This window comes from Burkholderia sp. AU19243 (genome assembly GCF_018148075.1).
Classification (GTDB): domain Bacteria; phylum Pseudomonadota; class Gammaproteobacteria; order Burkholderiales; family Burkholderiaceae; genus Burkholderia; species Burkholderia latens_A.
This window is the reverse complement of sequence record NZ_JAGSTV010000003.1, coordinates 193,258-212,898: the sequence shown is the minus strand read 5'-3', so window position 1 is coordinate 212,898 and position 19,641 is coordinate 193,258. Positions and strand designations below refer to the sequence as shown.

Here is a 19,641-nt window from a genome sequence, read left to right as displayed (position 1 = left end):
ACGAAGATGGTTGCGCAATTCAGTCTGCTGCCCGATTACGCGGAGTTGTTCTGCCGTTCGAACTTTTCGTTCCTGCATGGCGCGTCGCATGCGGAAGAACTGGTCGAGCGGGCGGCGGAACTCGGCTATCGCGGGATCGCGATCACCGACGAATGCTCGCTCGCCGGCGCGCCGCGCATGCATGTTGCCGCGAAGGCGAAAGGATTGCCGCTCGTCATCGGTTCGTATTTCGAGGTCACGCCGGATGAAGCCGCGCCCGGCCACGATCCGGGCCCCGGCGCGTTCGGGCTCGTGTTGCTCGCGCAGAACCGCGAGGGGTACGGCAACCTTTCCGAGCTGATTTCGTGGCGGCGCATGGCGTCGCCGAAGGGCACTTATACGCTGACGTCGCGGATGCTGTCGGCGCCGCCGGCCCAGTTCGCCCATTTGCGCGGCATGCCCGACTGCTTCGCGATTCTCGTGCCGACGTATCCGGTGCGGGCGGACGTGCTCGATGCACAGGTCGCATGGTTTCGCGCAACGTTCGGCGAGCGTGCGCGGCTCGGGCTCGTGCAGTTGCAGCGCGCGCTCGACGGTGCGCAGCGCGAAGAGATCCGCGACGCCGGCGAGCGTCGCGGTGTGCGCGTCGTCGCGCTCGGCGACGTGACGATGCATGTGCGCTCATGCAAGCCGCTGCAGGACGTGATGACGGCGATTCGCGTCGGTATGCCGGTTTCCGAATGCGGGTATGCGCTTGCGCCGAATGCGGAGCAGCATCTGCGTTCGCGCGGGCGGATCGCGAAGTTGTTCGCGCCGGCCGAGATCGCCGAGACGTGCGCGATGCTCGACGCGTGCGATTTCGAACTCGATTCGTTGCGCTACGAGTATCCCGACGAAATCGTGCCCGACGGCCACACACCGACGAGCTACCTGGAACAGGAAACGCGGGCGGGCGCGGCCGCGCGTTATCCGCAGGGCATTCCGGAGAAGGTCGAAAAGCTGATCCGCCATGAACTCGAGCTGATTGCAAAACTGAGCTACGAACCGTTCTTCCTGACCGTCTATGACATCGTCAAATACGCACGCAGCCAGAACATCCTGTGCCAGGGCCGCGGCTCGGCCGCGAACTCGGTCGTCTGCTATTGCCTCGGTATCACCGAGGTCGATCCCGACCAGAGCACGATGCTGTTCGAGCGCTTCATCAGCGAAAAGCGCGGCGAGCCGCCCGACATCGACGTCGACTTCGAGCATCAGCGCCGGGAAGAAGTGATCCAGCATATCTACGAAAAATACGGCAAGGATCGCGCCGCGCTCGCGGCCGCGGTATCGACGTATCGTCCGCGCGGCGTGCTGCGCGAAACCGGCAAGGCGCTCGGCGTCGATCCGATGCTGGTCGATCGCGTCGCGAAGGGGCATCGCTGGTTCGACGGCAGCCGCGATCTGCTGCAGCAATTCTCGTCGACCGGGCTCGACCCGCACACGCCGCTGATCCGCACGTGGGCGGAACTCGCCGCGCGCTTGCTCAACTTTCCGCGTCACCTGTCGCAGCACTCGGGGGGCTTCGTGATCAGCCGCGGCAAGCTCACGCGGCTCGTGCCGGTCGAGAACGCGGCGATGGACGGGCGGCGCGTGATCCAGTGGGACAAGGACGATCTCGAGGCGCTCGGGCTGATGAAGGTCGACGTGCTCGCGCTCGGCATGCTGTCGGCGCTGCATCGCGCGTTCGACCTGCGCACCACGTGGCGCGGGCCGGAGAAGAACGGCGAACCGTTCACGCTGAAACACATTCCGCAGGATGACAAAGCAACCTACGACATGATCTGCCGCGCCGATACGGTCGGCGTATTCCAGATCGAATCGCGTGCGCAGATGTCGATGCTGCCGCGGCTGAAGCCGCGCAATTACTACGATCTTGTCGTCCAGGTATCGATCGTGCGGCCCGGCCCGATTCAGGGCGGCGCGGTGCATCCGTACCTGAAGCGGCGCAGGATCGTGGCCGGTGAAGAGGAGGGTGAGATCACGTATCCGAGCGACGCGCTCAAGGAAGTGCTCGAGCGCACGCTCGGCGTGCCGATCTTCCAGGAGCAGGTGATGCAGATCGCGATCGTCGCCGCGGGTTTCACACCCGGTGAAGCGGATGACCTGCGCCGCGCGATGGCCGCGTGGAAGCGCAAGGGCAACCTCGAGAAGTATCACGACAAGATCATCAGCGGGATGCTCGAGCGCAACTACACGCGCGAGTTCGCCGAGCAGATCTTCGAGCAGATCAAGGGCTTCGGCGAATACGGTTTTCCCGAGAGTCATGCGGCCAGCTTCGCGAAACTCGCGTACGCGAGCAGCTGGCTTAAATGCCACGAACCGGCGATCTTCGTCGCCGCGCTGCTGAACAGCCAGCCGATGGGGTTCTACGCGCCCGCGCAACTCGTACAGGACGCGAAACGCCACGGCGTGAAGGTGTTCCCGGCCGACGTCACGCGCAGCGGCTGGGAGGCGTCGCTCGAAGCGCTGCCCGGCCAGCCGCCGCCGCACGGCCAGCCCGCGGTGCGGCTCGGCCTGTCGCTCGTGCGCGGTCTCGGCGAGGCCGCCGCACGGCGCATCGAGGCCGCGCGCGCGGCCGGCCCGTTCGAGAACGTCGATGCGCTCGCGCGCCGCGCGCAGCTCGAACGGCGCGATCTCGAAGCGCTCGCCGCCGCGAACGCGCTCGCGACGCTCGCCGGCCATCGCCGCGATGCATTGTGGCGGGCCGTCGCCGCGGCGCCCGAGCGCGACCTGCTCGCCGCCGCGCCGATCGACGAGGCGGAGCAGCCCGCGCTCGACGCGCCATCCGAAGCCGACGACATCCTCGCCGACTATCACGCCACCGGCCTCACGCTGAACCGCCATCCGGTCGCGCTGCTGCGGCCCGCGTTGCGTGCGCAGCGATTGTCGTCCGCGGCAGAGCTGCGCGACCGCCCCGACGGCCGCCTCGCACGCGCGTGCGGGCTCGTGATCGCGCGACAGATGCCGGGCACCGCGAAGGGCGTGATGTTCATGACGCTCGAGGACGAAACGGGCTGCGTAAACGTGATCGTGCGGCCCGAACTGCTCGCGCGGCAGCGCCGCGAAACGCTCGATTCGCGGCTGCTCGCAGCATCGGGCGTGTGGCAAGTCGTCAGCGACGTGAGGCACCTCGTCGCGCAGCATTTCGAGGACCTGACGCCGCTGCTCGGCGGCCTGCGCACGTCGAGCCGCGAGTTTCACTGACGTGACGCGCGCCGGACGCTTTCCGGGCGCCCGGCCGACGATGCATACCAGTTACGCGAACTGGTTCTATTCAGGTGTCGATTTCGTCCCTTTCAAGCGGCCGGATGCGCCGCCGGAACTGTCCCCTTGCATACCAATCCGGGTAAATCCCTATCCCGCATCGCATTGTAAACAAAGGCTTTTCGGTTACTAAAACGCTTGCCGGACAAGGCTTCCCGCGATTTTGTGCCAGCTAATACCAGTTCGTTGACTGGTATTATGGTGGTTATATAATGCGTTCACTTTCGACGGTCCGAGATCGTCGTCCGACACGCGGAGGCACATGGAAACCGGCTGGTCCGAACTGGCGCCCGATCCCCTCGACGACACGCCGCTGTATCTGCAGCTTGCCCGAAATCTAACGAGCGCGATTCATGCCGGCGCGTGGCGGGCAGGCGAGGCGCTGCCGTCGGAGCGGCTGTTGTCGGCGTCGGTCGGCGTGTCGCGGATCACCGCGCGCCGCGCGCTCGCGCTGCTGGTCGAGCAGGGGCTGATCAAGCGGGCGCGTGGTGCGGGCAGTTTCATCACGCCGCGCGTCGCCGATCCGCTGTCGCGGCTCGTGGGCTTCACCGCGAAGATGCAGCAGCGCGGTTTCGTGCCCGATTCGGTGTGGCTGTCGCGCACGCTGCGCGCCGCCAGCCGCGACGAGCTCACGCGGCTCGGGCTCGCGCCGGGCGCGACGGTCGCACGGCTCGAGCGGCTGCGCCGCGCGGACGGCATCGTGATGGCCGTCGAGCATTCGACGCTGCCGGCCGCGGTGGTGCCGGATCCGCAGGCGCTCGGCGCGTCGCTGTACGAGTACCTCGACGCGCGCGGGATGACGGTCGTGCGCGCGCTGCAACACTTTCGCGCGGCGAACGCGACGCACGACGTCGCGAAATGGATGGCGGTGAAGCCGGGTTCCGCACTGCTCGTGATCACGCGCATCGGCTACGGCACCGACCAGCGCGCGATCGAAGTGACCGAAACGTATTGCCGCGACGATTACTACGACTTCGTCGCCGAACTGAAACGCTGACGCGCGAGGCTGCGCGCACGCCGCGCGACACGCAATGGAACGCAATCGCGCGCAATGAATCGCAACGAATTTGCAAAGCGCGACGCGGATGTCCGCGTCACCCGCTCATCAAGAGAAACGTCATGCTGACTGGAAACATCCTGACCCCCGACGGCTGGATTCACGGCTCGATCGACAGCGAAAATGGCCGCATCGCCGCGCTCGACGGCACCCCTGTGGACCCTGCGAAGAACGACGCGCCGTACATCCTGCCCGGCTTCATCGACCTGCACGTGCATGGCGGCGGCGGCGCCGACGTGATGGAAGGCGGCGACGCGATCGACACGATCGCGCGCACGCACGCGCAATTCGGCACGACGAGCCTGCTCGCGACGACGATGACCGCGCCCCGCGACGAACTGATGGAAGTCGTCGCGAACCTCGGCATCGCGGCGCGCACGCGTACGCCCGGCGCCGCGCGCGTGCTCGGCGTTCACCTCGAAGGCCCGTACATCAACCCCGGCAAGCTCGGCGCGCAGCCCGACGCGGCGGTGTCGGCCGTACTCGACGAAGTGCTGAAGTACCTGTCGATCGCACCGATCCGCGTCGTCACGCTCGCGCCGGAAATCGCCGGCCACATCGAGATCATCGGCGAGATGGCCGCGCGCGGCGTGCGCGTGCAGCTCGGCCACTCGCTCGCGACTTACGACGACGCCGTCGCCGCGCTCAAGCATGGCGCATGCGGGTTCACGCACCTGTTCAACGCGATGTCGCCGCTGCATCACCGCAATCCGGGCCTCGTCGGCGCGGCGCTCGCGCATGCCGAGTACGCGGAAATCATCCCCGATCTGCTGCACGTGCATCCCGGCGCGATCCGCGCTGCGCTGCGCGCGATCCCGCGCCTGTACGTCGTGACCGACAGCACGTCCGCCACCGGCATGCCCGACGGCGAATACCGGCTCGGCAGCCAGCATGTGACGAAGTGTCTCGGCGGCGTGCGGCTCGCCGACGGCACGCTCGCCGGCAGCACGCTGACGATGGATCAGGCGCTGCGCAATCTCGTGTCGCTCGGCCTGCCGATCGCCGACGTTTCGAACCGGATGTCGCGCTATGCGGCCGACTATCTCGGCATCGCCGATCGCGGGCGCCTCGAGCGCGGCGCGTGGGCCGACCTCGCGGTGTTCGATCGCGACCTGAACCTCACCGCGACCTACGTCGAAGGAGAATCGATTGTCGAATATGCTTAAGGAAGCGCGCGAGTCCGCTCAGGTCGTCGCCGCGCAACTCGCCGACACCACGCGCGTCGAAGCGCTCGCCGGCCAACTGCTCGATCATCCGCCGGCCGTCGCGCTGACGGTCGCGCGCGGCAGCTCGGATCACGCCGCCAGCTATTTCGCGAGCCTGACGATGAGCCGCCTCGGCGTGCCCGTCGCGTCGCTGCCGATGTCGGTCGCGACGCTGCAGCAGGCGCCGCTGAAGGTGCAGGACCAGCTCGCGCTTGCGTTCTCGCAGTCGGGCAAGAGCCCCGATCTCGTCAACACGATGGCCGCGCTGCGCGAAGCCGGCGCGCGCACCGTTGCTGCCGTGAACGTGCTGCCGTCGCCGCTCGCCGACGCGTGCGAGCACCAGCTGCCGCTCATGGCCGGCCCCGAACTGTCGGTTGCGGCGACCAAGAGCTATATCGCGATGCTGTCGCTGTCCGCGCAGATCGTCGCGTACTGGCAGCGCGACGCCGCGCTGGCGACCGCGTTGCGCGGCCTGCCCGACGTGCTCGCGCAGGCCGGCCGGCTCGACTGGTCGCCGGCCGTTGACGCGCTCGCGGGTATCGAGCGGATGATCGTGATCGGCCGCGGCCTGGGCCTCGCGATCGCTCAGGAAGCCGCGCTGAAGCTGAAGGAAACGTCCGGGATCCAGGCCGAGGCGTTTTCGAGCGCCGAGGTCCGTCACGGCCCGATGGAACTGATCGACCGCGACTATCCGTTGCTCGTGTTCGCACCGCCGGGGCCGGAGCAGGCCGGGCTGCTGCAGCTCGCTCACGACATGCGTGCCCGCGGCGCCGCCGTGCTGCTCGCGGCGCCCGCCGGCACGCCGGGCGTGTCGGGCACCGTGCTGCCGCTTGCGCAATCCACGCATTCGGCGCTCGACCCGATCGCCGCCATTCTTTCGTTCTACGTGATGGCGGCCGAACTTGCCGTCGCGCGCGGGCGCAATCCCGACACGCCGCGCCACCTGAACAAAGTCACCGAAACGCACTGATAGCCGAGACAGCCGATGAGACGCGCCGAGGAGTCCCAGTTGAAGAGTTCCACCCATGATCAGATTGTCCTGCTCAGCCCGTTGACGGGGCGGATCGTCGCGCTCGCCGATGTGCCCGATCCGGTGTTCTCCGGCGGGATGTTCGGCGACGGCATCGGCATCGATCCGCTCGCAGGCAAGCTCGTCGCACCGTGTGCCGGCATCGTGTCGCATCTCGCGCGCACCGGCCATGCGGTGACGATCACGACGCCGCAGGGCGCGGAAGTGCTGCTGCATATCGGCATCGATACCGTCGGGCTGAACGGGCAGGGCTTCACGGCGCGCGTCGAAGCCGGCGCGCGAGTCGATGCGGGCGACCTGCTGATCGAGTTCGACCAGGATGCGGTCGCGCGCAGCGCGCATTCGCTGGTGTCGGTCATCGCGATCGCGAACTCCGACGCGTTCGACGTCGTCGAGCGCGCGAGCGGTTTCGCGACGGCCGGCGAGACGCCGCTCCTGACGCTGCGCGGGAAAGGGGAAGCTGCGGCGCAAGCGGCGCAGGCGGGCGCCGCCGCGATGAACGAGGTGCGCCGCGAAATCGTGCTGACGCAGCCGGGCGGCCTGCATGCACGGCCGGCCGCGCGCGCACGCGAGTCGGTGCGCGGTTTGGATGCGACCGTCGACGTGCAATTCGAAGGCCGCAAGGCGTCGATCGCGAGCGTCGTGGGGCTGCTCGGCCTCGGCGCTGGCGAAGGGACGACGATCGAGCTGATCGGGCGCGGCGCACAGGCGCGGCAAGCGGTCGACGCGGTCGAACGGGAACTGCTGCGCGAAGCGCACGGCGAGGTCGAGGAGAAGCCGGCGCGGCTGCGCTCGCCCGCACCGCAGACGGTCGCGCGCGACACCGGCGCGCCCGCCGATCCGGACACGCTCGCGGGCGTGTGCGCGGCGCCGGGCATCGCGGTCGGCGCGCTCGTGCGTCTCGACGATGCGGACATCGTGCCGCCCGAACAGGCTGCCGGCACGCCTGCGTCCGAAAGCCGCCGGCTCGATCAGGCACTGAAGGCGGTCGACGCCGAACTCGACGACACGGTGCGCAACGCTTCGGCGCGCGGTGCGGTCGGCGAAGCGGGGATCTTCGCGGTTCATCGCGTACTGCTGGAGGACCCGACGCTGGTCGATGCGGCGCGCGACCAGATCAGTCTCGGCAAGAGCGCGGGCTTCGCGTGGCGCGCGACGATCCGCGCGCAGATCGACACGCTGTCGAAGCTCGACGACGCGCTGCTCGCCGAGCGCGCTGCCGACCTGCGCGACATCGAGAAGCGCGTGCTGCGCGCGCTCGGCCACACGAGCGGCGCGACGCGCGCGTTGCCGGACGAGGCCGTGCTCGCCGCGGAGGAATTCACGCCGTCGGACTTGTCGTCGCTCGATCGCCAGCGCGTGACCGCGCTGGTGATGGCGCGCGGCGGCGCAACGTCGCACGCGGCGATCATCGCGCGTCAGCTCGGCATTCCGGCGCTGGTGGCGGTCGGCGACGCGCTGTATGCGATTCCGGACGGCACGCAGGTCGTCGTCGATGCGAGTGCTGGCCGTCTCGAACACGCGCCGACCGCGCTCGACGTCGAGCGGGCGCGCCACGAGCGCCAGCGTCTGGACGGCGTACGCGAAGCGAACCGGCAGCTGGCCGGCGTTGCGGCCGCGACCATCGACGGTCGCGCGATCGAGGTCGCCGCGAACATCGCGACGCTCGACGACGCGAACACCGCCGTGGACAACGGCGCGGACGCGGTCGGCCTGCTGCGCACCGAATTGATGTTCATTCATCGCCAGGCCGCACCGACCGTCATCGAACACCAGCAGAGCTACCAGTCGATCGTTGACGCGCTGCAGGGCCGCACCGCGATCATCCGCACGCTCGACGTCGGCGCGGACAAGGAAGTCGACTACCTGACGCTGCCGCCCGAGCCGAACCCGGCGCTCGGCCTGCGCGGCATTCGCCTCGCGCAGGTGCGCCCCGATCTGCTCGACGATCAGCTGCAGGGCCTGCTCGCGGTGAAGCCGTTCGGCGCGGTGCGCATCCTGCTGCCGATGGTGACCGACGCGGGCGAGCTCGTGCGGTTGCGTAAGCGCATCGACGAATTTGCGCGCGCGCAAGGCCGCACCGAGCCGATCGAGGTCGGCGTGATGATCGAGGTGCCGTCGGCGGCGCTGCTTGCCGATCAGCTGGCGCAGCACGCGGATTTCCTGTCGATCGGCACCAACGACCTCACGCAATACACGCTCGCGATGGACCGCTGCCAGGCCGATCTCGCCGCGCAGTCCGACGGTCTGCATCCGGCCGTGCTGCGTCTGATCGACATCGCGGTGCGCGGCGCCGCAAAGCACGGCAAGTGGGTCGGCGTGTGCGGCGCGCTGGGCGGCGATCCGCTCGCGGTGCCGGTTCTCGTCGGCCTCGGCGTGACCGAACTGTCGGTCGACCCGGTATCGGTGCCGGGCATCAAGGCGCGTGTGCGCCGTCTCGATTACCAGCTGTGTCGCCAGCGTGCGCAGGAACTGCTCGCGCTCGACTCGGCACAGGCGGTAAGGGCAGCAAGCCGCGAGGTCTGGCCGCTCGACTGAACGTCGACGGCGGGCGCGCGACCCGTTTCACTACGAAAGCAATTAGGTCAACGACGCTTAACGACGAGACATGGATTGGAGGACTGAATGGACGGGAATCCGTTTCTGAAGATACAGGGCCTGGGCCGCGCGCTGATGCTGCCGATCGCGGTGTTGCCGGTCGCCGGCATCCTGCTGCGGCTCGGACAGCCGGACGTGTTCAACATCAAGATGATCGCCGATGCCGGCGGCGCGATCTTCGACAACCTGCCGCTGTTGTTCGCGATCGGCGTGGCGGTCGGCTTCGCGAAGGACAACAACGGCGTGGCGGCGCTTGCGGGCGCGATCGGTTATCTGATCGAAACCGCGATCATGAAGGACATCGATCCGAAGCTGAACATGGGGGTGCTGTCCGGGATCATCGCGGGCGTGGTCGCGGGCTTGCTGTACAACCGCTACAAGGACATCAAGCTGCCCGATTACCTCGCGTTCTTCGGCGGCAAGCGGTTCGTGCCGATCATCACGGGGCTGGCGTGCGTGATACTCGGGATCGTGTTCGGATACGTATGGCAGCCGATCCAGCATGCGATCGACGCGGCCGGCCAGTGGCTGACGACGGCGGGCGCGATCGGTGCGTTCGTGTTCGGCTTCCTGAACCGGCTGCTGCTCGTCACGGGCCTGCATCACATCATCAACTCGCTTGCGTGGTTCGTGTTCGGCAACTTCACGCCGCCGGCCGGCGGCGAGATCGTGCACGGCGACCTGCACCGCTTCTTCGCCGGCGATCCGACCGCGGGCGCCTTCATGGCCGGTTTCTTCCCGATCATGATGTTCGGCCTGCCGGCCGCGTGTCTCGCGATGCTGCATGAAGCGCCGAAGGAGCGCCGCGCGATGGTCGGGGGGCTGCTGTTCTCGATGGCGCTCACGTCATTCCTGACCGGCGTGACCGAGCCGATCGAATTCAGCTTCATGTTTCTCGCGCCGGTGCTGTACGTGATCCATGCGGTACTTACCGGGCTGTCGCTCGCGATCTGCCAGATCCTCGGCGTGAAGCTCGGCTTCACGTTTTCGGCCGGCGCGATCGACTACGTGCTGAACTACGGGCTGTCGACGAAGGGCTGGATCGCGATTCCGCTCGGTATCGCGTATGGCGTCGCGTACTACGGGCTGTTCCGCTTCTTCATTCGCAAGTTCAACATGGCGACGCCGGGCCGCGAGCCGGCGTCGGCCGATGCCGCGGCGCAATCGTACGCATCGGGCGGCTTCGTCGCGCCGGCGGCCGATGCCGCAGCGGTCGCGCCGCGCGCGCAGCGCTACATCGCCGCGCTCGGCGGTGCGGGCAACCTGACGGTCGTCGACGCATGCACGACGCGCCTGCGCCTGACCGTCGTCGATCCGGAGAAAGTATCCGAGCCGGAACTGAAGTCGATCGGCGCGCGCGGCGTGCTCAAGCGCGGCGGCAACAGCGTGCAGGTGATCATCGGGCCGGAGGCCGACATCATCGCCGACGAAATGCGTGCGGCAATCGGTAGCGGCGCGACCGGTGCTGCCGCGCCGGCCGCGGCTGCCCCCGCGCAGGCTGTCACCGGCGCGGCGGCCGGGCCGCTCGACCCGGATCCGCTGCGCTGGCTTGCGGTGTTCGGCGGCGCGACCAACGTCGCATCGCTCGACGCGATCGCGACCACGCGTTTGCGTGTCGTCGTGCGCGATGCGACGGCGGTCGATCGGGAGCGGCTCGGCGCGCTCGATGTCGCGTGGGTGTCGGCCGACACGTTCCACATCGTCTGCGGCAGCGCGGCCTTGCGCTATGCGGAACAGCTCGGCGCGCGCCTGCCGTCGGCGGGTGGCGGCGCGGCCGCGCAACCGGCGTGATGCGATGAAACGCGCCCGAGCCGCATGGCGGGTCCGGGCCGCCGGACGGTAGAACGAAAACGGCTTGCGACGGATGTGTCGCAAGCCGTTTTTCTTTGTGGGCGCGCGATGCGCTCAGCCGCATCGCGCACCGCCTGCGCCATTGATTCGGATCAGCCGCGCAGCCGTTTCGTCGTCCGATCGTTCAAGGATTCGTCAGCGTGAAGGTCGGCTTCCGGTAGCCGATCCCGGCCCGGTCGAGCTTCGGCAATTCGCGCTGCGTGACGAGCGTCGCGAAGCCGGCCCAGTCCCGCTGCAGCGCCGCCGTGTCGACATGATGCGTGTCGCCGCGCTTGTAACGCACGCCGGCCGCATACGGCAGCTCCCAGTCCGCCCGGTGCCACGCGCGCTCGGCGAGTGCGAGCAGCCGCGGATAGACCATGTACTCGAGGAACGTGTCGTTGCGCATCACCTCGCCCCATGCCTGCCCCTGAATCCCTTCGATGCGCGGTGCGGCGCCCGTGCCCGTGACTTCGAATGCGTTGCCGTCGCGATCGCCCATCACCTCCGCGTTCTGCGGCAGGTTCTCCGGCGCGAGCGAGAACACCTTGTACTCGTCGGTGGCTTGCGAGCCCCAGTAATAACCGCGCTCGCGCGGGTTCAGCGTGTACGGGAAGTCGAAGTACAGGTAGTCGGGCAACGCGAGCACCGTCAGATAGCCCTTGTTGCTCAGGTCGCGCGCGCTGTCCGAAGCGCCCCAGAAGATCGTGTCCCACAGCGACACCATCACGCGCCGCGTGCTGAAGTCTTGCGGCCCGTTCGCGTGCTTGATGCCATCCTGCCACGCGGCCATCGTGCCGATCCCGTTCGCATCGACCGCCGCGCTCACCTGCTTCGCGAAGCGCGTCGGCAACTCGTCGATCGACTTGATCTCGCCGCGCTGAAGCAGTGCCGTGCACGCGGGCGAGCGCGCCCACGGCTTGTCTTGCGCGGCCAGATCGATGCGCCCCTTGTTCGGGTCGGTGCCGTTCAGCGGCTGGAAGCCGCCGCCGAGCAGGATGTTCTTCGCTTCGTCGCCGCCGTAGTGCCAGATGCGCAGCGGAACCTGTGCGTCCGCATGCATCGCCGCGATCTCGCGGATCACTTTCGATGCGAAATTCAGCGCGCCCGGCACGCACGGATTCAGATCGCTGCGCCGGTCGTAGAACTGCACGGTCGTCAGGTTCGACGTGTCTTGCGGATCGAGCAGCCGGTACGCATTCGCTTGCTGGTCCCGGCCCGCCGCGTGCAGCCTCCGGTAGCGCGCTTCCATCGACACGACGGCCGCGCGCGCGTGCGCGGGCATGTCGATTTCGGGAATCACTTCGACGAAGCGGTCGGCCGCGTAGCGCACCAGCTCGACGTAATCGGCACGCGTCAGGTAACCGCCGCCCGAGCGGTTGTCGGGACCGGAGCCGAGTTGCGGCAGCAGGCAGCGCGTCTCGCCCGGATCGTGGCAGCGGCGCGCGCCGATATCGGTCAGCTCCGGCAGGCCCGGGATCTCGATGCGCCAGCCTTCGTCGTCGGACAGGTGCAGGTGCAGGCGATTGAGCTTGTACGCGCTCATCTGGTCGATCAGGCGGCGCAGGGTCGCCGGATGCTTGAAATTGCGCGCGAGATCGACGTGCATCCCCCGGTGCACGAAACGCGGCGCATCCTCGACGAGCAGCGCCGGGATCGTGCCGCCGCCGGCCGGCGCGAGCGAGAACAGCGTCTGCACGCCGTAGTACACGCCCGCGCGATCGTAGCCTTCGATCAGGACGCCGCGCGGCCCGATCGCGAGCCGGTAGCCGGCCGGCTTCGCGATATCGGCCGGCAGCCGGCGCGGGGCCACCGCGCCACGCACCGGTACGCGTGCGCCGTCGAGACCCAGCGTCGCCGCGCGCTCGCGCAGCGCCGCGACCTGCGCGTCGGGCAGGTCGGGCAGCGCGAGTTCGACGCCGCGCAGGTCGAGCGCGCCGGGCAGCGGTTGCTCGCGCTTCACGCTCGGCAGCGCGCGGCTCGCATCGGGGCGCGCGGCCACCGGCGGCGCATTGCCGGTCGAGCTGTTCTGCGCGTCGGCCGGCAGCGATTCGACGTAGCGCAACTCGTCGTCGGTGTCGTTGTAGCGCAGCATGGCAGGCGGCGCGCCATCGACGACGACGTACGGCCGCGGAATCACGTCGCTGTAGCGCCGTAGCCAGTATTCGGCGACGAACGGGAGCTCGATGCGTTCGCCGGGCCCGAGCCGGACGGCGCCCGGCTGCGGTGTCAGTTCGTACAGGTCGCCCGTGAGCCGCCGCAGCGCGAAGTCAGGCCGGTCGATCCGCAGCAGGCGGCGGATGCTGTGCAGGTAGAGCTTCCAGCCGCCGTCGGCGATCGGCTGGTGGCCGCGATTCTGCAGAAACAGGCGTCCGGTCGCGCAGGCCGCACCGTCGGCGCCGAGATCGGCGCATGGCACGCCGGCTGCGGCCGCGTGATTGTTGTCGACGACCACGCGCAGCGCGAGACCGTTCGCGAGCACTGCGGCCAGGTCGGCCGGCTGCATGGCCGGCCGCGCGGTGCCGGCGAGCGCACCCGCAGCGGATTGCGCGGGCTCGGCGCAGCTTGCCGCCGGCAGCAGTGCCGCGATCAGCAAGCCGGTCAACAGGGAAGGCAACGTGCGTTTCATTCGAACTCCTCAGAAAAAAGGGGCGTAGCGGCCTCGCGAGACGACGTCGCTGCGGTCTGGGCTTTCAACGGAGCTGCGGGGGACATCGATGTCCGGCGTGACGAGGGGAGCCGGACGTGTTCGACACGCTGATGACGCGCGTTACGGCCCCGGAGTCGAGTACGCGTGCCGATCGGATCGGCGCGAGCGCCGGAACGCGTTCATCGGGGCGGCGCGCGGACCGCTGCGATACGGACGCGACAATCGCGAGCACCGTCCGGCAGGTATCGCCGGCCGGCGGGGGCGCGCGGCCGGCCGGGAACGGCCGCTGCACGCGAACGGCGACGCGGTGCGACGGCGCGCAGCAGACACGGAAATCGCATGTCTCCCCCACTGAATGGAAACGGCCTGTCAGCGGCCGTGTGGAAAGATCTTATGAAACCTTTTATTGGTATTCAAGTGGTATCAATCTGGCGCTAAATTGGCATCGGTCTGTGAACCGCGGCCGGCGTGACGACGACGAAAAAAAACCTCGCATGAAGCGAGGTTCGTTCCGGCGATGCGACGGCGCGGCGAGGGCTGCGGCATGGTTGCCGGCCGCGCGCGCCGCGCATGTATCGCACGTCAGTCGCGGCGTGCGCGCACCGACGCTTCCTGCGATTTCTGCCGCGCTTCGAGCCACATCGCGTTGACGATGCCGAACGACAGTGCGACGCCGATACCGAGAATCCAGCTGAAATACCACATGATCCGACTCCTTGCGAAACGGTGGCGAAGGGCGCGTATGCGCCCCCGGCCGGGTTCAATACATCGAGTGCTTGTTCTCTTCGAGCGATTGATGCGTGACCTTGCCGCGCATCACGCGATAGACCCAGCCCGTATAGAGCAGCACGATCGGCAGGAACACGACCACCGCGAACAGCATCACCTGCAGCGTCATGTGGCTCGACGTCGAATCCCATACGGTGAGGCTGCTGCGCGGATCGAGCGACGACGGCATGATGAACGGGAACATCGAGAAGCCCGCGGTCAGGATCACGCCGGCGATCATCAGGCCCGTGCAGAAGAACGCCGTCTTTTCCTGCTTCGAGCCGGCGAGCAGCAGCGCGAGCAGGCCGCCGGCGATGCCGACCACCGGCGCCGCGATCATCCACGGATATTCGCCGTAGTTTGCGAGCCAAAACCCCGAGCCGGCCGCGACGTCCTTCAGCAGCGGGTTCGCGACCGTGTCGTTCGGTGCGGCGTGGGTGATGTGGAAGCCGCCGATGGTCGACGCGACGAGCACGCCTGCGAGCACGAACAGCACGACCGCGACGAGGGCCGACACGCGCAGCGCGATCGACGCGCGGCGAGCGATCGCGCCGTCGGTCTTCATCTTGATGAACGCGGCGCCGTGCGCGACGAGCATCGCGAGGCTGACGAGCCCGCAGAGCAGCGCGAACGGGTTCAGCAGCGCCCAGAAGCCGCCGTAGTAGGTCACGCGCAGGTCGCTGTCGAACTTGAACGGCACGCCCTGCAGCAGGTTGCCGAATGCGACGCCGAACACCAGCGCCGGCACGAAGCCGCCGACGAACAGGCCCCAGTCCCAGCCGGCGCGCCAGCGCGGGTCGGGCCGCTTGCTTCGATAGTCGAAGCCCACCGGCCGGAAGAACAGCGCGAACAGCACGAGCAGCATCGCGAAGTAGAAGCCCGAGAACGACGCGGCATAGACGAGCGGCCACGCGGCGAACATCGCGCCGCCGGCCGTGATAAGCCATACCTGGTTGCCTTCCCACGTCGCGCCTACCGTGTTGACGATGATGCGGCGCTCGTCGTCGGTCTTGCCGAGAAACGGCAGCAGCGCGGTCGCGCCCATGTCGAAGCCGTCGGTGACGGCGAAGCCGATCAGCAGCACGCCGACGAGCAGCCACCAGATCAGCTTGAGAGTTGCGTAGTCCATAGCGATTCCTTGTTCCGTTGCGGGGGCGTGCTCAAACCGCGGCGCGCTCGCCGGCTGAGGCGAGTTCGTGGTGATAGCGGCCGGTATGCAGCGACGACGGGCCGAGGCGCGCGTACTTGAACATCAGCTTGATCTCGATGACGAACAGTGCCGTGTAGAACGCGATGAAACCGGCGAGGCTCAGGTACAGGTCCGTCGACGTCAGGCTGGACGCGGACAGATGCGTCGGCAGGATGCCCGCGATCGTCCACGGCTGGCGGCCGAGCTCCGCGACGACCCAGCCGAATTCCGCGGCGAGCCACGGCAGCGGGATCGCCCACACCGCATAGCGCAGGAACCAGCGGCGGTTGTCATCCAGCAGCTGCCGGCGCGCGCAGAACCAGAACGCTGCGATGAAGGTCGCGAGGAACAGGAAGCCGAGGAACACCATGATCCGGAACGAGAAGAACACGGGCGCGACCGGGGGGATCGTCTTCTTCGCGGCGGCCTTGATCTGCTCCGGCGTCGCATCGACCACGTTCGGCGTGAATTGCTTGAGCATCAGCCCGTAGCCGAGATACTGCTTGTGCTGGTCGAACAGCGCGCGGGTCGCGGCGCTCGTGTCGCCTTCCTTGATCTTCTGCAACGCGCCGTACGCGACCATCCCGCTCTGGATGTGTTCCTCGCTGTGCTTCGCGAGTTCGCGCAGGCCGACCACCGGCTCGTCGATCGAGCGCGTCGCGATCAGGCCGAGCGCGTACGGGATCTTGATCGCGTAGTCGGTGCGCTCTTCCTTCTGGTTCGGGATGCCGATCAGCGTGAACGAGGCCGGCGCGGGCTGGGTTTCCCATTCGGATTCGATTGCGGCGAGCTTCATCTTCTGCACTTCGCCGGTCGTATAGCCGGATTCGTCGCCGAGCACGATCACGCACAACGTGGCCGCGAGGCCGAAGCCCGCCGCGACCGCGAACGAGCGCAGCGCGAAGTCGGTGTCGCGCTTCTTCAGCAAGTACCATGACGAGATGCCGAGCACGAACATCGCCGCCGTCACGTAGCCGGCCGACACGGTGTGCACGAACTTCACCTGGGCGACCGGGTTGAACAGCACGTCGAACAGGCTCGTCAGCTCCATGCGCATCGTCTGGTAGTTGAACTCGGCGCCGACCGGGTTGTTCATCCAGCCGTTCGCGACGAGGATCCACAGCGCGGACAGGTTCGAGCCCAGCGCGACGAGGAACGTGACGATCAGGTGCTTCACCTTCGACAGGCGGTTCCAGCCGAAGAAGAACAGGCCGACGAACGTCGATTCGAGGAAGAACGCCATCAGGCCTTCGACCGCGAGCGGCACGCCGAAGATGTCGCCGACGTAGTGCGAGTAGTACGACCAGTTCGTGCCGAACTGGAATTCGAGCGTGATGCCGGTCGTCACGCCCATCGCGAAATTGATCCCGAACAGCTTGCCCCAGAACTGGGTCATGTCCTTGTAGACCTGCTTGCCGGTCATCACGTACACGGCTTCCATGATGACGAGCAGCCAGGACAGGCCGAGCGTCAGCGGCACGAACAGGAAGTGGTAGAGCGCCGTGATGCCGAACTGCAGACGCGACAGATCGACGACTTCGCTACTTATCATGGTGGTCTCCCTCGGAGGATGCAGGCGCCGGCACCGAGAGCAGCTTCTCGGCGACGACGGCAGGCGGCAGCGACATGTGCTGGGCCTGCGGATGATTGAAGAATGCGTATTTGAGCGACATCAGCAGGATCAGCTTGACGATCAGCACCAGCGTGATGTCGCGCACGAGCGTTGGCCCGCGGGCCCACGCGACGATGCGCGCGCGCCAGCCGACCGTGCCGTCGGCACGCGGGGAACGCGCGGCAGGCTCTTTATTGATCGAGATCAAGGCGATAATCCTGAATCGATTTACGTGGTTTGGGGCGACTTTACGTCGGATTTATGACGGCGGTTAAGCTGTTTTTTTAATCCTTTTAAGCCGACGTGCCAATTTTAAAATGCCGGCTTCCGGCTGCCGAGTGCCGCGCTGCGGCAGACCGTCGCGAACGGCGGGTGAAAACTTGAGGCAGATCAAGGTTATACGGAAGGAGGCGGAATCCGTCCGATACCCGATCAATAAGGTCAGTCAATAAACGACGCGTGACGCGAAATGACAGGCGAAAAAAACCGCTGCCGGGCGGGGCAGCGGTTTTGGGGGAAACGCTCTGAATTGCGCTTATGCGTATTCGGCGAGTGCGGTGCGCATCTTCTTCATTGCGCTCGCTTCGATCTGGCGGATGCGTTCCGCCGATACGCCGAATTCGGCCGCGAGGTCGTGCAGCGTCGAGCCGCCCGAGCCGTCGTCGTCGACGTTCAGCCAGCGCGCCTCGATGATCCGCCGGCTGCGCGCGTCGAGCGCGTCGAGCGCCTGCGCGATGCCGTCCGTCTGCAGCATGTCGCGCTGACGCGCGGCCAGCACGGCGGTCGGCTCGTTGTGCGAATCGGCCAGGTAGGCGATCGGCGCGTACGCCTCTTCGCCGTCCTCGACTTGGCCCTCCAGCGCGATGTCACCGCCCGACAGGCGCGTTTCCATCTCGCTGACTTCCTCGCGCTTGACGTTGAGCTCCTGCGCGAGGCCGTCGATTTCCTCGGGCGTCATCGCCTGCATGCTCTTCTTGTGGCTGCGCAGGTTGAAGAACAGCTTGCGCTGCGCCTTCGTCGTCGCGACCTTCACCATCCGCCAGTTGCGCAGGATGTATTCGTGAATCTCGGCCTTGATCCAGTGAATCGCGTACGACACCAGGCGTACGTTTTGCTCCGGATCGAAGCGCTTTACCGCCTTCATCAGGCCGATGTTGCCTTCCTGGATCAGGTCGCCATGCGGCAGCCCGTAACCGAGATAGTTGCGCGCGATCGACACGACGAGCCGCAGGTGCGACAGCACGAGGTGGCGCGCCGCGTCCAGGTTGTTGTGTTCGCGGAATTCGGTCGCGTACTGGCGTTCCTCTTCGGCGGTCAGCAGGGGGATCCGGTTGACGGCCTGGATGTACGCGTCGATGTTGCCAAGCTGGCCCGGCAACATCGCGTGGGTTGCGAGCGCCAGCGAGCCTGCCGATTCGGCCTTGGCCGGCGTCGGGCTCAGGGTGTTCGGAAGGGTCAGGGCGTGGCTCACTAAAAACTCCTTTGGAATCAGGGACAAACCCGTAGTCTCGGATGAGATTCCGGGGCCCATCTTAGCACTCCGGCAATCCGAGTGCTAATTCCTTAGAGGGCACGGGGGCATCCAAGTTCCCGTTTTTCTATCGACTTGCTGGAGTCGATAGTCTAATTTGCGACCTGTGCGGTGTCGCCGAGTTCCGTAAGTCGTTGTTTCAGATAGTAATCAGTAGACGTTTTCGATTTTTGTAGTTTTGGAAGCAAACAATTTCGCTTCCTGATGCCGATCCGAAAAGTCCTTTACCATACCATTCAGTTCGCTCGGGCCCAGCCGCTGCGGCGAGGCTCCATTCAACCCACAAAGTTGGAGTGTCAGATGAACAATAAGAAGAACCGCCGGCCTCGTACCCGGCTTGCGGTGCATGCGCTGGTGGCGGCGTCGCTGCTCGGCGGATCGGGCGCCGCGTTTGCGGATCGGTGGGGCATCCAGGCGGGAGGCGGGTTTTCCGATCGCCACGGGATCGACAAGGCCGATCTCGGTGTGGTGTGGGATCCGGGCTGGAACTGGTGGGAAATCGGCGGCTGGCACTTCGCATTCGTGATGGAAGGCCATGTCGGCTACTGGCACACCGGCGGCAACGTGCACGCCAATATCGGCGAATTCGGCGCGACGCCGATGTTCCGTTTCATCAAGAGCGCGGGCCAGGTGCGCCCGTTCGTCGAAGCCGGCGCCGGGATCCGGTTCCTCACGCATCCGACCATCTCGAACAACCTGTCGCTGTCGACGTCGTTCCAGTTCGCGGACGTCGTCGGTGTCGGCGCGCAGTTCGGCGAACGGCAACAGTATCAGCTCGGCTACCGTTTTCAACATGTGTCTAACGCGGGTATCAAAGAGCCGAATCCTGGTATAAATTTCCACCAGTTCTACGTGCAGTACAACTTCTGATCCGCACGCCGGCGCACGG

The 19,641-nt window shown here is 67.0% G+C and carries 13 protein-coding genes; 7 read left to right on the top strand and 6 right to left on the bottom strand.

Annotated features, from left to right (window positions below):
• The first annotated feature begins 6 nt into the window (after nucleotides 1-6).
• The 6 genes from KDW55_RS07180 (at nucleotide 7) to nagE (ending at nucleotide 10,963) form a co-directional block, all read left to right on the top strand.
• On the top strand, nucleotides 7-3,222 hold the full coding sequence (locus KDW55_RS07180; RefSeq protein WP_040142073.1) for an error-prone DNA polymerase: 3,216 nt from the start codon (nucleotides 7-9) through the stop codon (nucleotides 3,220-3,222).
• A gap of 322 nt (nucleotides 3,223-3,544) precedes the next feature.
• Nucleotides 3,545-4,279, top strand: coding sequence for a GntR family transcriptional regulator (locus KDW55_RS07175; protein WP_040142071.1), 735 nt, complete (start codon nucleotides 3,545-3,547; stop codon nucleotides 4,277-4,279).
• 122 nt (nucleotides 4,280-4,401) lie between these two features.
• Nucleotides 4,402-5,505 (top strand): N-acetylglucosamine-6-phosphate deacetylase, encoded by a 1,104-nt coding sequence (gene nagA, locus KDW55_RS07170; protein ID WP_040142069.1) that lies wholly within the window; start codon nucleotides 4,402-4,404, stop codon nucleotides 5,503-5,505.
• Nucleotides 5,498-6,514 carry an SIS domain-containing protein gene (locus KDW55_RS07165; RefSeq protein ID WP_040142067.1) on the top strand — a complete coding sequence of 339 codons (1,017 nt, stop codon included), beginning with the start codon at nucleotides 5,498-5,500 and terminating at the stop codon, nucleotides 6,512-6,514. Before nagA ends, KDW55_RS07165 begins: the two co-directional genes overlap by 8 nt.
• A gap of 15 nt (nucleotides 6,515-6,529) precedes the next feature.
• Nucleotides 6,530-9,112: a phosphoenolpyruvate--protein phosphotransferase gene (gene ptsP, locus KDW55_RS07160; protein WP_212197908.1), complete on the top strand. Its 2,583-nt coding sequence runs from the start codon at nucleotides 6,530-6,532 to the stop codon at nucleotides 9,110-9,112.
• Nucleotides 9,113-9,199: 87 nt separating this feature from the next.
• Nucleotides 9,200-10,963, top strand: coding sequence for an N-acetylglucosamine-specific PTS transporter subunit IIBC (nagE, locus tag KDW55_RS07155; RefSeq protein ID WP_212160841.1), 1,764 nt, complete (start codon nucleotides 9,200-9,202; stop codon nucleotides 10,961-10,963).
• A 184-nt stretch (nucleotides 10,964-11,147) separates the two neighbouring features.
• Here nagE and KDW55_RS07150 read toward each other — a convergent pair whose 3' ends face one another.
• From KDW55_RS07150 to rpoH, 6 genes are all read right to left on the bottom strand, one after another.
• The gene (locus KDW55_RS07150; RefSeq protein WP_212160842.1) at nucleotides 11,148-13,631 is read right to left on the bottom strand and encodes a family 20 glycosylhydrolase; all 2,484 of its coding nucleotides are present in this window, start codon (nucleotides 13,629-13,631) and stop codon (nucleotides 11,148-11,150) included.
• A gap of 603 nt (nucleotides 13,632-14,234) precedes the next feature.
• Entirely contained in the window at nucleotides 14,235-14,357 is a 123-nt protein-coding gene (gene cydX, locus KDW55_RS07145; RefSeq protein WP_069241768.1) for a cytochrome bd-I oxidase subunit CydX, read from the bottom strand.
• 55 nt (nucleotides 14,358-14,412) lie between these two features.
• Nucleotides 14,413-15,549 (bottom strand): cytochrome d ubiquinol oxidase subunit II, encoded by a 1,137-nt coding sequence (cydB, locus tag KDW55_RS07140; RefSeq protein ID WP_209824637.1) that lies wholly within the window; start codon nucleotides 15,547-15,549, stop codon nucleotides 14,413-14,415.
• 31 nt (nucleotides 15,550-15,580) lie between these two features.
• Nucleotides 15,581-17,161, bottom strand: coding sequence for a cytochrome ubiquinol oxidase subunit I (locus KDW55_RS07135; protein WP_209821113.1), 1,581 nt, complete (start codon nucleotides 17,159-17,161; stop codon nucleotides 15,581-15,583).
• Complete coding sequence (gene cydP / locus KDW55_RS07130; RefSeq protein ID WP_040142053.1) at nucleotides 17,151-17,429, bottom strand: cytochrome oxidase putative small subunit CydP; 279 nt, start codon at nucleotides 17,427-17,429, stop codon at nucleotides 17,151-17,153. The genes KDW55_RS07135 and cydP overlap by 11 nt, the downstream gene beginning before the upstream one ends.
• Nucleotides 17,430-17,756: 327 nt before the next feature.
• Nucleotides 17,757-18,692, bottom strand: a complete 936-nt coding sequence (gene rpoH, locus KDW55_RS07125; protein WP_212148337.1) for an RNA polymerase sigma factor RpoH — start codon at nucleotides 18,690-18,692, stop codon at nucleotides 17,757-17,759.
• 360 nt (nucleotides 18,693-19,052) lie between these two features.
• Between rpoH and KDW55_RS07120 the strand changes: the two genes are divergently transcribed.
• Entirely contained in the window at nucleotides 19,053-19,622 is a 570-nt protein-coding gene (locus KDW55_RS07120; RefSeq protein WP_040142049.1) for an acyloxyacyl hydrolase, read from the top strand.
• The last annotated feature ends 19 nt before the right edge of the window (nucleotides 19,623-19,641 follow it).

What these genes read in the sequence shown, in the direction of transcription:
- KDW55_RS07175 (WP_040142071.1), top strand. Translation starts at nt 3,545, where the DNA reads ATGGAAACCGGCTGGTCCGAACTGGCGCCCGATCCCCTCGACGACACG.
- KDW55_RS07120 (WP_040142049.1), top strand. Translation starts at nt 19,053, where the DNA reads ATGAACAATAAGAAGAACCGCCGGCCTCGTACCCGGCTTGCGGTGCAT.
- cydX (WP_069241768.1), bottom strand. Translation starts at nt 14,357, where the DNA reads ATGTGGTATTTCAGCTGGATTCTCGGTATCGGCGTCGCACTGTCGTTC.
- KDW55_RS07150 (WP_212160842.1), bottom strand. Translation starts at nt 13,631, where the DNA reads ATGAAACGCACGTTGCCTTCCCTGTTGACCGGCTTGCTGATCGCGGCA.
- KDW55_RS07180 (WP_040142073.1), top strand. Translation starts at nt 7, where the DNA reads ATGGTTGCGCAATTCAGTCTGCTGCCCGATTACGCGGAGTTGTTCTGC.
- KDW55_RS07165 (WP_040142067.1), top strand. Translation starts at nt 5,498, where the DNA reads ATGCTTAAGGAAGCGCGCGAGTCCGCTCAGGTCGTCGCCGCGCAACTC.
- ptsP (WP_212197908.1), top strand. Translation starts at nt 6,530, where the DNA reads ATGAGACGCGCCGAGGAGTCCCAGTTGAAGAGTTCCACCCATGATCAG.
- nagE (WP_212160841.1), top strand. Translation starts at nt 9,200, where the DNA reads ATGGACGGGAATCCGTTTCTGAAGATACAGGGCCTGGGCCGCGCGCTG.
- nagA (WP_040142069.1), top strand. Translation starts at nt 4,402, where the DNA reads ATGCTGACTGGAAACATCCTGACCCCCGACGGCTGGATTCACGGCTCG.
- KDW55_RS07135 (WP_209821113.1), bottom strand. Translation starts at nt 17,161, where the DNA reads ATGATAAGTAGCGAAGTCGTCGATCTGTCGCGTCTGCAGTTCGGCATC.
- cydB (WP_209824637.1), bottom strand. Translation starts at nt 15,549, where the DNA reads ATGGACTACGCAACTCTCAAGCTGATCTGGTGGCTGCTCGTCGGCGTG.